Source organism: Mesobacillus thioparans (genome assembly GCF_965138835.1).
GTDB lineage: Bacteria > Bacillota > Bacilli > Bacillales > Cytobacillaceae > Mesobacillus > Mesobacillus thioparans.
This window is the reverse complement of the sequence record NZ_CBCSFH010000012.1, coordinates 137,927-149,180: the sequence shown is the minus strand read 5'-3', so window position 1 is coordinate 149,180 and position 11,254 is coordinate 137,927. Positions and strand designations below refer to the sequence as shown.

Annotated in this window: 19 protein-coding genes; 15 read left to right on the top strand and 4 right to left on the bottom strand. The window is 39.3% G+C overall.

Going from position 1 to position 11,254, the window contains the following annotated elements:
• Window positions 1–111: 111 nt before the first annotated feature.
• From ACNAZ4_RS18380 to gloA2, 8 genes are all read left to right on the top strand, one after another.
• On the top strand, window positions 112–315 hold the full coding sequence (locus ACNAZ4_RS18380) for a DUF1657 domain-containing protein (protein ID WP_415816789.1): 204 nt from the start codon (window positions 112–114) through the stop codon (window positions 313–315).
• 56 nt (window positions 316–371) lie between these two features.
• Complete coding sequence (locus ACNAZ4_RS18375) at window positions 372–575, top strand: DUF1657 domain-containing protein (protein ID WP_415816787.1); 204 nt, start codon at window positions 372–374, stop codon at window positions 573–575.
• 11 nt (window positions 576–586) lie between these two features.
• Window positions 587–1,447 (top strand): DUF421 domain-containing protein, encoded by an 861-nt coding sequence (locus tag ACNAZ4_RS18370; RefSeq protein ID WP_415816785.1) that lies wholly within the window; start codon window positions 587–589, stop codon window positions 1,445–1,447.
• A 103-nt stretch (window positions 1,448–1,550) separates the two neighbouring features.
• Window positions 1,551–1,979: a hypothetical protein gene (locus tag ACNAZ4_RS18365; protein ID WP_415816783.1), complete on the top strand. Its 429-nt coding sequence runs from the start codon at window positions 1,551–1,553 to the stop codon at window positions 1,977–1,979.
• Window positions 1,980–2,394: 415 nt separating this feature from the next.
• Window positions 2,395–3,405, top strand: a complete 1,011-nt coding sequence (locus ACNAZ4_RS18360; protein ID WP_415816781.1) for a C40 family peptidase — start codon at window positions 2,395–2,397, stop codon at window positions 3,403–3,405.
• 201 nt (window positions 3,406–3,606) lie between these two features.
• Entirely contained in the window at window positions 3,607–3,972 is a 366-nt protein-coding gene (locus tag ACNAZ4_RS18355; RefSeq protein ID WP_415816803.1) for an STAS domain-containing protein, read from the top strand.
• Between the two features lie 4 nt (window positions 3,973–3,976).
• On the top strand, window positions 3,977–4,378 hold the full coding sequence (locus ACNAZ4_RS18350; RefSeq protein WP_415816779.1) for an anti-sigma regulatory factor: 402 nt from the start codon (window positions 3,977–3,979) through the stop codon (window positions 4,376–4,378).
• 11 nt (window positions 4,379–4,389) lie between these two features.
• Window positions 4,390–4,776 carry an SMU1112c/YaeR family gloxylase I-like metalloprotein gene (gene gloA2, locus ACNAZ4_RS18345; protein ID WP_415816777.1) on the top strand — a complete coding sequence of 129 codons (387 nt, stop codon included), beginning with the start codon at window positions 4,390–4,392 and terminating at the stop codon, window positions 4,774–4,776.
• Between the two features lie 295 nt (window positions 4,777–5,071).
• Here the strand turns inward: gloA2 and ACNAZ4_RS18340 are convergent, their stop codons facing one another.
• Window positions 5,072–5,206, bottom strand: a complete 135-nt coding sequence (locus ACNAZ4_RS18340) for a BA3454 family stress response protein (RefSeq protein ID WP_415816775.1) — start codon at window positions 5,204–5,206, stop codon at window positions 5,072–5,074.
• A gap of 166 nt (window positions 5,207–5,372) precedes the next feature.
• Between ACNAZ4_RS18340 and ACNAZ4_RS18335 the strand changes: the two genes are divergently transcribed.
• Window positions 5,373–5,522: a hypothetical protein gene (locus tag ACNAZ4_RS18335; RefSeq protein ID WP_415816773.1), complete on the top strand. Its 150-nt coding sequence runs from the start codon at window positions 5,373–5,375 to the stop codon at window positions 5,520–5,522.
• A 172-nt stretch (window positions 5,523–5,694) separates the two neighbouring features.
• Complete coding sequence (locus ACNAZ4_RS18330) at window positions 5,695–6,300, top strand: hypothetical protein (protein WP_415816771.1); 606 nt, start codon at window positions 5,695–5,697, stop codon at window positions 6,298–6,300.
• Window positions 6,301–6,506: 206 nt separating this feature from the next.
• Here the strand turns inward: ACNAZ4_RS18330 and ACNAZ4_RS18325 are convergent, their stop codons facing one another.
• Window positions 6,507–6,959 (bottom strand): hypothetical protein, encoded by a 453-nt coding sequence (locus ACNAZ4_RS18325; protein ID WP_415816769.1) that lies wholly within the window; start codon window positions 6,957–6,959, stop codon window positions 6,507–6,509.
• A gap of 152 nt (window positions 6,960–7,111) precedes the next feature.
• On the opposite strand from ACNAZ4_RS18325, the gene ACNAZ4_RS18320 reads away from it, so the two are divergent.
• Together ACNAZ4_RS18320 and ACNAZ4_RS18315 are read left to right on the top strand one after the other, a co-directional pair.
• Window positions 7,112–7,249: a hypothetical protein gene (locus ACNAZ4_RS18320; protein ID WP_186326824.1), complete on the top strand. Its 138-nt coding sequence runs from the start codon at window positions 7,112–7,114 to the stop codon at window positions 7,247–7,249.
• A gap of 113 nt (window positions 7,250–7,362) precedes the next feature.
• Complete coding sequence (locus ACNAZ4_RS18315; RefSeq protein WP_415816766.1) at window positions 7,363–7,827, top strand: STAS domain-containing protein; 465 nt, start codon at window positions 7,363–7,365, stop codon at window positions 7,825–7,827.
• A 35-nt stretch (window positions 7,828–7,862) separates the two neighbouring features.
• Here the strand turns inward: ACNAZ4_RS18315 and ACNAZ4_RS18310 are convergent, their stop codons facing one another.
• On the bottom strand, window positions 7,863–8,288 hold the full coding sequence (locus ACNAZ4_RS18310) for a CBS domain-containing protein (RefSeq protein ID WP_415816764.1): 426 nt from the start codon (window positions 8,286–8,288) through the stop codon (window positions 7,863–7,865).
• Between the two features lie 240 nt (window positions 8,289–8,528).
• Here ACNAZ4_RS18310 and ltaE point away from each other — a divergent pair, with 240 nt between their 5' ends.
• The gene (gene ltaE, locus ACNAZ4_RS18305; RefSeq protein ID WP_415816762.1) at window positions 8,529–9,554 is read left to right on the top strand and encodes a low-specificity L-threonine aldolase; all 1,026 of its coding nucleotides are present in this window, start codon (window positions 8,529–8,531) and stop codon (window positions 9,552–9,554) included.
• A gap of 102 nt (window positions 9,555–9,656) precedes the next feature.
• On the opposite strand, the gene ACNAZ4_RS18300 is transcribed toward ltaE, so the two are convergent.
• Window positions 9,657–10,439, bottom strand: a complete 783-nt coding sequence (locus tag ACNAZ4_RS18300) for a GNAT family N-acetyltransferase (protein ID WP_415816760.1) — start codon at window positions 10,437–10,439, stop codon at window positions 9,657–9,659.
• 156 nt (window positions 10,440–10,595) lie between these two features.
• Here ACNAZ4_RS18300 and ACNAZ4_RS18295 point away from each other — a divergent pair, with 156 nt between their 5' ends.
• Both ACNAZ4_RS18295 and ACNAZ4_RS18290 read left to right on the top strand, forming a co-directional pair.
• A complete protein-coding gene (locus ACNAZ4_RS18295; protein WP_415816758.1) occupies window positions 10,596–10,901 on the top strand; it encodes an antibiotic biosynthesis monooxygenase family protein in 306 nt (101 codons plus the stop codon).
• Window positions 10,898–11,254, top strand: coding sequence for a hypothetical protein (locus ACNAZ4_RS18290; protein WP_415816756.1), 357 nt, complete (start codon window positions 10,898–10,900; stop codon window positions 11,252–11,254). Before ACNAZ4_RS18295 ends, ACNAZ4_RS18290 begins: the two co-directional genes overlap by 4 nt.

Genomic DNA, 11,254 nt, shown 5'->3' with positions numbered 1-11,254 from the left:
CAAATTTTTGTTTGAGCTAAGATTCAGTAAAAAGATTTTGGCAGAGAATATTTCAAGGCATTATAGCAATACTAAAACAGTACCGATATTATTCAGAAAGCAGGGGATACGATGACAGTTGGAGCTCAGGTAAAACAAACATTGGCAGGTTTGAAAAGCGCTCAGGCAAGTTTGGAAACTTTTGCGCTCGGTACAGAAAATCAGCAGGCAAAACAGATTTACCAAACTGCAGCTCAGCAAACACAGGCGGTTATTGACAGCCTTCAGCCTCGTGTGCAGGAGATTGAACAAGAGGAACCGCAATATAAGCAGTAAATAAACAGGGAGGGCAGGGCAACCCGCCCTCTTCTCCATTATAGAGGTGATGATAAATGACAGTAGGTTCAAATGTTAATCAAGTGTTATCGACGATAAAAGGGATCGAAGCCCAGCTTTCTGCACTGGCATTGAACTCAACGATTCCCGAAGCAAGCAGGGTTTTTCATGAAACCATGCTCGTAATTTCTGAAATCAAAACGGATTTAGAAAAACGAAAAATCAAGGTGGAAATAGAAGAGCCCCAATATAAAAACTAGAAGGTGATGCAATGAATGATTACACACATATTATCGTCTCATCTATATTATTTGCAATCACATTGTATGCAATTACAAAGATAGGCGGGAAAAAACAGCTTTCCGAGTTGTCTTTTTTTGAATATATATCAGGCATAACGATTGGGAGCATTGCCGGGGAAGTCATCATGGGACTGGACGGGAATTTCTTTCATGGAGTTTTAGCGATCATGATATTTGGTGCGTTTACATATTTGCATGATTTTATGGGAATCAAGAGCAAGAAATTCCGTGATGTATTAGAAGGGAAAGCAACGGTTTTAATTAAAGACGGGAAAGTCCTGGAGGAAAACCTTAAGAAAGAAAAATATACAATTGATGAGTTGAACTCTCTTTTGCGCCAGAAGAACGTATTTAAAACGGCAGATGTTGAATTCGCCATTCTTGAACCAAAAGGAGACTTGAGCGTCCTGCTTAAAAAAGAATTACAGCCTCTTACCGCCAAGGATTTGAATCTGCAGGTCGCTCCGGAGAAAGAACCATACACCGTTATCATGGACGGAAATATTCTTAACGATTCATTAACTTCGGCTGGCAAGAATAGAGGGTGGCTGGATATGGAATTAGCAAACTTAGGTGTAACGCTTGATAATGTCTTTATGGGACAGGTGGATTCATTCGGAAAACTAACCATTGATACTTATGATGATCAATTTGAGATACCGTCTCCACAGCCGAGAAAACTATTGCTTGCCATGATGAATAAGTGCCAGGCCGATTTAGAATTATTTGCTCTCGGAACAGAGTCTTCTGAAGTAAAACAAATGTACAATAAAAACGCTGAAAAACTGCAGAAGGCTATCCAGAAAATCAAACCCTTCCTAAACGAGTAGCCGGTGTAACTGTAAAACTTTTACCGGTATATTGAATGACCAGAACCCAATACTAAAGGGTGGAGGGGATAGTTCTCCTCTAATTCAAAAAGGGGTGCTGCCAATGAATAGATCTGCGTGGATGTCTGCGTTAATGAAGTCGAATATATCTCAAAATTTGATGAAGATGTTCGGATATAAACGCAAGAAATCTCGTTCTATGACGTACTCGATCATGGGCGTTGTAGCAAGTGCTGCTGCAGCATACGCTTTCCGAAACCGCGATGGAATGAGGCAGCTGTTTCAGAATACAAGCACTGGAAACTCATTCAATCGGCCGGTTTCTGCAGGATTAACCGAGTTCGCAAAAGAAATTACTTCTGGGATGGCGGATACCCAATCAACAAACAAGAGTTCAGGCTACCATGCTACAAGTTCCACTAATCCGGAAAGCAGCCAGCTAATCAGTCAAATTGCCTCGGCCGCAAAGCAAGAAGGCAACAGCGGTCAAGTTGATCAAATGACTGACAAGTTAATTAAACGAAACATCTGACCAGAAAAAAAGCAAAACCCACTGTGATTCCACAGTGGGTTTTGCTGCGTTGGTAATCAATAAAGATTTCACATAGAAATGAATCACTGTAAATTATTATAGAAAACTCGGAGTTTAGACACCGAATTAGTCCATTCTTCCCTTGTAATAAAATTTTAATAGGATTAACTACATATAGTATTTAAGTTACAGCAAGGTTAAGCTTATGTTGCAGAAATATTACAAACTAATGTTTGTTAGTGGAAAAAACAGGCTGGAAACCCTTTAAATATAAGGATTTAGGGGTATTTTGGAAAGAAAGCGAAAGATTTACCAGAGGAAAACAATTCCTTGAGAACCAAATTTTATAGATTCAAAACTAGTTTGGGAAACTCTACTATTAATTTGTAATCGAAATCAAAGGGAGTTGCTCAACATGAAAAAACAGATTCTGACGATGGCTGCAACAGCCGGATTTTTATTTACATCCTTCAATGGTTCTGCAAGTGCACACGAAAAATTACACACAGTTCAACCTGGTGATTCTTTATGGAAGCTTTCTAACACATATAATGTTGCAATAAATGATATTCAAAAATGGAATAATCTATCAGGCTCTACTATCTATGTGAATCAAAAACTATCAGTCCTGGCTCCTCATAGCCACTCAACCACTGCTTCTGCAAGCACGACTGGAGATACGTATATCGTGAAGTCGGGCGATACTTTATGGGGAATATCAAAATCATACGGAATGTCTATCAGTGGATTGAAATCCCTAAACGGACTAACTTCTGATGTCATTCATCCTGGCCAAAAGTTAAAGGTATCAGGATCTGCCGCTGTAACGTCTTCTGCTGCACCAGCAAGTACAGCTAGCACTTACACAGTCCGTAGCGGTGACAATTTGTCAACGATTGCTGCTCGCCATAATGTATCGCTGTCTCAATTGATGTCTATTAATAATTTGAAGTCAGACTTGATATTCCCAGGGCAAGTATTAAAAATATCTGGGACTGCTGCAACACCTGTTGCTACAAATGTTTCCGCAGCATCAGCACCTGTTGTGGCAACCTATAACTCAAGTTCCCAGGTGGATTCATTGATTGCTGAAGCAAAAAAGTACATTGGAGTTCCATACGTGTGGGCGGGAAGTAGTCCATCTGGTTTCGATTGTTCTGGATATCTGAACTATGTCTACAATAAAGCGGGAGTCTCCATCCCGAGAACAGTGGCTTCCATTTGGGATGCAACTAAGACCGTTTCATCACCACGTGTTGGAGACATGGTATTCTTTGAAACGTACCAAGCAGGACCATCCCATGCAGGGATTTATCTAGGCAATGACAAGTTTATCCATGCTGGGTCATCCAGAGGAGTAGAAATCAGTGATATGAATAACTCTTACTGGAAGCCTCGTTATCTAGGCGCAAAAACTGCTTTTTAATTCATACCCGGATTAATAATATTTAAAACCTCCGATCAGGAGGTTTTTTTAAATTTTTTTTTCTTTCGATCTATCCAACAATTAGTTTTTACAAAGACAGCTTTTAATTTGTAAAGCACTTCTTATATAGCGTATAATCCAATTAAAATCTTATTTGTGAATGTAAAAGAGTATTTCTGGTGAGTTTAACGATTTGGAGGCATATATAAAGTGAGAATTCCTATATTAAAACTAAAAGATTATCTGTTGGTTTCGATACAAGTGGAGTTAGATGATCAAACCGTACTGATGTTTCAGGAGGATTTGTTAAATAAAATAAAAGATACAGGAGCAAAAGGTGTTGTAATCGACCTGACTTCTGTTGATATGATTGATTCATTCATTGCAAAGGTTTTGGGTGATGTAATTGTAATGACAAGCTTAATGGGCACGAAAGCCGTCTTGACCGGAATACAGCCAGCTGTAGCCATTACGTTGATCGAATTGGGCATCACTATGGAAAATGTCCATACTGCCCTTGATCTTGAACAAGGAATTTCGATATTAAGCCATTTGTTAGAGGTTTAGCCATATGACAGAATCGATTGTGATTAATATTAATAATGAATTTGATATAGTACTCGCCCGGCAAAAAGGGAGAGAAGTTTCAAAAGAACTTCAATTTGGCGGGGTTGATCAGGCCAGGATTACGACTGCGATTTCTGAGCTTGCCAGGAATATTTACCTTTATGCAGGCAGCGGCCAAATCACCATACAGGTCTTGAGTGAAAATGGAAGAAAAGGGATCCAGATATCTGCTGCTGATAATGGACCTGGAATAAATGACATCAGAATGGTTTTGCAGGATGGCTTTTCAACATCGGGTGGACTTGGTGCGGGCCTTCCGGGGGTAAAAAGATTGATGGACAGTTTTGATATAGACTCCATTCCCGGGACCGGCACGAAAATCACCATTGCGAAGTGGGCAAGGTAAAGGGGCAGTCGATGAAGTTAGAAAAAATTCATCATGTTGCCATCATTTGTGCTGATTATGAAAAGTCAAAGAGGTTTTATACAAAGATTCTTGGCTTTGAGGTCATCTCTGAAATATATCGAGAAGAACAGCAATCCTTTAAATTGGATTTGGCAGTAGGGGACTCTTTCCAAATTGAATTATTCTCTTTTCCAGATGTTCCCGCACGCGCCAGTTATCCAGAAGCTGCAGGACTCAGACATCTGGCTTTTGCTGTGAAGGACATAGCCGCATTTGTAAATAACCTCACAAGTCAAGGGGTGGATGTTGAAAAGGTCAGGGTTGATCCTCTGACTAAAAAAAGGTTTACCTTCTTTTCTGATCCCGATGGATTACCGATTGAACTGTATGAAGAGTGAATTTTAAGCTTCGAACTATATACCTCCTTTCCTCATAGGCAGATTTGGATGCCAACCCCCTATGAACATCCGCAATCTAAGAATATTAACTCGCTTTTTACTTTTATAAGCAAAATACAGGAAATAACAAAGAAAGGGATACAGTTTGCTAAAACTGTATCCCTTTTTTGATTATTTTTTTAAATGGCTCTATTCACGCTTACTTTAATATCACATTTGGTAAATCGGATTAAGGTGCAATTTTAGTTTGCAAACTGTAACTAAGGCACTGGTTTTACGGAAAAAATTGGGGAGATTAGAGTAACCACTGCTCCTGGACTTGCTTCTTTGCCATCTCCATGATTTCATCATCCGATGTGTCACGATCTGCGATGACATTAGTTAAATAATTCTTCCCCATTAAATCAACAGTTACTGTAATTTCTCTCATAAAGCATTTTCCTTTCTCAATGTAGTGCATTTTGATTTTCCATCTGTGCTTTATTAATTACCATCTAAACATAAGAAGTAAACATATTAACTGTATATGGATTAAGAGAGTTTGATTCATTTTTATACGGGAAAGGATGAATAACAATGATAAGGAGGTAAATGCGATGGGTAATACGAAAAGAAATCATCAGAGCCTTGTCGAATATGACCGGGAAAAATTAGAAGAAGCAAAAAAGGTTGATGAGTTCAAAGATCAAGGAAGGGTTCCCGATCAGCAAAACAGATTAAAGAATGAGGAAAATCAAAGGAAGTAAAACGAAGCAAACAAGCCGGCAATGATTCCGGTTTGTTTTTTTATTTCGAGACCTTGCGGAAAAATAATTTCACAGCCGACTTTGATAAAAAGATCTGGTTTGCGGAAGGAAATTTTTTACTAATGGTGAATATATATTATGGAGATATAGAATTAGAAAAGGGGAAAATGATTTGAACGCACATAATGCTGATCGTGCAGGGAGTCTATTGATTACAGCTGCTGTAATCCTGCTCTTTGCATCTGTACCAATTGGAATCTTTATCGTTTCATTCGTGCATCAATCAATTTATCTGGATAGGTCAAACTGGTTTTTTGACAGCCCGATGTCATCTTATATTTCGATGGTTTCAGTTCTATTGATCATTCCGGTCTTTTTGATCATCATCGCAATCTACCTTTTCAGGACAGATGAATCGAGGAAGAGAAATGTGAATGTTTCGATAGCCTCATTTGCAACCTTGCTCGTCATGGTTGCAGGCACCTACCTGAGCCTTGATAATTATTATTATATTGACAAGGATGGATTGTATTATGACGAGCTGTGGAAGCTTGACGAAAGTTTTTATGCATGGGCGGATATAACGGCTATGAAGCAAGTCAATAAAAATGAAGGTGGGACTTTGACACCTGAGAAATTGATCTTTACTTATGGTGATCAAAACATTGAATTGCCATTGACTCCGAAACTCCGCAATGAAATCGACCCTGTCATTGCGTTTGTTGAAAATGTCAAAGGCATAGAACTAATCATGGAGAATATATCCACAGAAAATTAAAAAGGACCTTCCATTCATCGTGATGGAAGGTCTTTGTCATTCTATTGGAAATTATTAAAGCAATTAAGTGTGAAAAGGTAATGTGGATGTCATATTCCAGCGACAGCGCCTAGCCCCTCGGTCCTGCCAATGAAGTCAAAGAACGACTTCACTGTCAGGCCCTCCAGCGCTTGTCGGGGCTGATCAAGGCGCTTGCACTTTTTTATTTATCGTCTGTCCCCTCTGAAATAATATTGGAATCCATATGCAAGGATGGCAAAGGAAGAAATAATGCTGAAGAAATAAAGCGGCTTCAACCTGTCCAACTGGTAAATATTCATTTTCTTAAAAAGCTTGCTGACAGGGTATGCTAATAAATAATCCATCACCAGATTGATGCCTAAGTATTGCCAGATACTGCCGTAAGCGAGCCGGAACACCCAGAGATTAGCCGTAAAAAACGGACCGAGCGTAAAGCTTAGATCATTGAAGAGTTTCGATCCTAATCCTCCTGATACCCTCCAAAGTCTATATGGATTCGATAAAATCAATAATATAGATACCATACCTGTGACGAATACAGTAACAGGCAAATATCTTTTAAAATCCCTTTTTGGATAAAGCAACAAAGTGGACCAGGATATTAAAACCATGATCAGCCTAAAAAGATTATGTATCATGTTTGCTCCTTTTTAATTCAATTCGTTATGTATAGTTTCTCCAGATTTACAAAATATAATAATAAGAACAAGAAAAATTTCGTTGTGATGTAGAAATATTTATGTTAAGTTTAACCATACATGACTTTTGTCCTATTAAGGAGAATTTTGCCATGATCAATGAAGAAGAAAAATTAATTTTTCTAAAAGAACTTGGGCGCCTGATTGATGATTATAAAAGATGCTGTGATGATGAATATCAGGAGCAGATTTATGAAGACATCATGCAATTGATTAATGTGATTAATTAAATTACTGCTTCTATTTGGGAAGCAGTTATTCGCTATACAAAATGGGTGTGTAAATGTATGATAGAAAAGTAGAAGGTATGAGATTACTGTGTTTTTAGGAGGTTTAGTCCAGCTTGGAGACGAATAAGCTGAAACAGCTAGAGGAAAAAATACAAGAATATGAAACGATCATTTCTGAAATGTCCGCGCCAATCATTCCATCAATTGTGCCTCAAACGATTCTTGTACCAATTACAGGATTGATCCGTGCTGAGCGATTCGAAAAAATACGGGTGAATGTGCTCAATTTTATTTCAAATAAAGATGTTGAAACAGCCATTATCGATTTGACTGATATAAGTGGAGAAAGAGTAGAAGGTGTCTGTCTTGAAGAAATCGGGAGAGAGCTTCATGAATTGTCTTCAGCGATTTCTTTGATGGGAGTAAGGACCTTATTTGTGGGACTTAATCCTGAGCTAGTAAAGAGAATAGTTCTGGATGGCATTCGATTGGAAGCGCAGACCTTCGCGGATTTCCAATCTGCTTTAACCCATCTTATGAAGGAAAAAGGTTTGGAATTCAGGAAGATAGCAGAATAAAAACCCCATTATGACGGGGTTTTTTTGTTGTTATATTACTTTTCAGGTTCAGAAGGCGTGGAAATATCCTCTAAGGCACTTCCTGCATCATCCTCTAAACTGTCTGTTACGGCAAGATCCCCCAATGAAACAATCCCGATCATTTTTCCATCTTCTACGATAGGCAGTCTGCGAATCTGGACATCTGCCATCAGGTCTGCTGCCTCTTCTGCAGACATATGAACAGTGCCTCGAACAGGATCGGTTGTCATTACCTCTGATATCGGGGAATCCATTGAAGTGTTTTCAGCCACTGCCTTTAAAACAATATCCCTGTCCGTTGCTAAGCCTCGTAATTGGTCTCCCTCACAAATTGGCATGACTCCAACATCCAGTTCCTTCATTTTCGCCGCCACTTCATGAATCGGTGTATCAGGACTGCAATATTCTACATCTCTTGTCATTACTTTTTCTATATTCATCAGTAAATCTTCCTCCTTGTAAGGCTCTTTTTAGACTTTGCTGCATTCAAAAACTAGTGATATTTGATCTTCTCTGGGATTATCATAAAGTATGTTAATTGATATGCAGCCTATTTTGTTCAACCAGCCTTTGTTTAGGAGATACCCGAAGGAATGTGATAAGAAACTGTTAGTTTTTTGCAGGTGGGGTTGTTAAAATAGATATAATAGTAAACTTTACATAGAAATGAGGGGTAAGGAATGATCGATCTAAGAAGTGATACCGTTACGAAGCCAACTGATGAAATGCGAAAAGCCATGTATGCTGCAGAAGTGGGAGATGATGTATATCAAGAAGATCCCACCGTAAACGAATTAGAGGAAATAGCAGCTGACATTCTTGGAAAAGAAAAAGCGTTATTTGTCACAAGTGGTACACAGGGAAATCAAATTGCAGTGCTTTCTCATTGCCGACCGGGACAGGAATTGCTGCTTGAAGAAGAATCCCATATTTTTTACTATGAATCGGGAGCAGTAGCTGCACTAGCCGGAGTCCAAACGAGAACAATCCCCGGCAAAAGAGGTGTCATGGATCCCAACGATGTTCTAAACGCAATACGTACTGAAGATATCCATTACCCTGAAACAGGACTGATTTGCCTGGAGAATACCCACAATAGGGCAGGGGGAGCAGTCATTCCAGCAGAAAATATGGAAGCGATATACAAAATAGCAAGCGCAAATAATGTACCAGTCCATCTTGATGGTGCCAGATTATTCAATGCTGCTGCGGCTGCGGGAGTGGATGTGAAGGAATTTGCTAAATACACGGATACTGTGCAAATATGCCTGTCAAAAGGATTGGGAGCCCCTGTTGGTTCCATCATAGCAGGCAGCGCTGATTTTATAAAAACAGCCCGGAAATGGAGAAAACGATTGGGCGGCGGGTTGAGGCAGGCTGGTGTCATCGCTGCTCCTGGAATAATCGCTTTGACGAAGATGAAAGACCGTCTTGGAGAAGATCAGTGGAATGCACGGATTCTCGCAGAAGGCATTGAATCCATTCCTGGGATGAAACTTGCCAGGCAGCCTGAAACAAACATTGTTGTTGCCGATGTTGCAGATTTGAAGGTTACTTCAGGAGCTTTTGTAGAAAAACTTCGATCAGAAGGGGTAATATCCGGAACGTTTGGACCAACTTATGTCCGGTTTGTTACCCATTATGATGTAACTGAAGATCAAATCCAGAAAGCAATTGATGCAATCGCAAAGGTTGTAAAAAATTAAAATCAGGGCTGGATGAACGGCATCCAGCCCTGATTTTTATCTACGGTTATTTTCGCAGGAATTGTTGCTTTTCATATTCATATAAAGTCTTTGAAAAGAGCCTTATCTAAACATTGTCCACATGCCAATATCGACAAAGCCAAGCCGCTTGTAAATCCGGCCAGCTTCCGGATTATCATAGAATAGGCAAAGAATCTTTCCTTCATCCATTACATCTTTAAAAAGCTTCTGCATCACAGCAGTCGCCAGCCCTTTACGGCGGTAATCCTTATGTGTACAAACACCAACGATCATGGCGGATTTAGAATTTTCGGCAGCAGTTGAGGCTGATGCCGCCATTTTTCCATCCTTTTCTACATAGTAAGTTCTCCCAGTGGCTGACTTCAGCGATTGTAAAAAGATTTCACGTGCATTTGGATTGGGGAAGAATTCCTCAATACTGCCTCTTAACTCGATAATTCGATCAACGTCCTCAGGAACTGCAGTTAAAATTTCCAGATCAGTATCTTCTAAGAATGAATCAGTTGAGCATTCCGCGAAATATGTGACCTGCTTTTTACCAAGATCCAATCCTGGTATTCCTTCAAATTTTTCAACAAGTTCACTCTTTCCAGATAAAAAGATTTTTCCGGAATACTTCAAGATAATATCTGAAAATTCCTTGACAGGGATCCTGTCATTTTTTGCGTAAGGAATGAAAGAGTTATGGAAACGAAGCAATACCCCAGACAGCTCACCCTTATGGAAGAAGCCCCACAATTCCTGGAAATCAGATTCATATCCAAACGCTTCAATGTCACCTATGATAAAAAGATTGAGGGCAGGTTCCTCCTTTAAAAACATCATAACTGCTTCGTTATCTGTGTCTCTGAGTTTTCTAATCATACCAAAATCTCCCTTTAAATTGCTTTTTAGTATGATAGTATATGTGAATGAAAATAACAAGAAGTTTTTTCCATAGGAACGCTTAATTTGATAGGGAGTGAAAGGAAAGGTATAATTGGTTCTATGTTTGCAGTAAAGAACAGGAGGAGATGGAACATGTATATCGTTCATTCAACCGTGGTGATCCCGGAGGACAAAGTTGATGAAGTGATCGGCATCTATCAAAAAAGATCTAGATTGGTAGATGAGTATGAGGGGTTCATTTCCTTCCAATTGCTACAGAACGAAAATAATCCAGCAGAATTGACCGTGCAAATTTCATGGGATTCCAAGGATAATTATATAAAATATATTACAAGTGATGCATATAAAAAGGTTCATGAGCTAGAAAAGAATTACCCTGACCAGGAACTTGCAGCCATTCGCCCATCAGTCGGCCGGTATAAGGTGGTAGCAAAATGAATAAGGCTGTATTCTCGGCGATAATAGAGGATGTTACTGAAGGAATTTACAAAGACTACCCTATCCTGCTTGAAAAGTATGGCGAGCGTGGCCGTCAGAAGTGCAAGGAAGACAATGAACACCACATCAAGTATCTGCAAACAGCAGCAGATCTCGGTGAGGAAAAATATTTTACTGACTATGCACACTGGTTAAATGGGATTTTGACTTCCAGAGGAATGAAAACAGAACACTTAGTAGACAATTTTGCGAGATTGAAGATCGCTTTTGGCAATACAGAAGATGAAGAGCAAAAAGATGTATTTATCACTATGCTTGAAAGTGCGATTAATTCATTAAGGGGTGTAAAATAA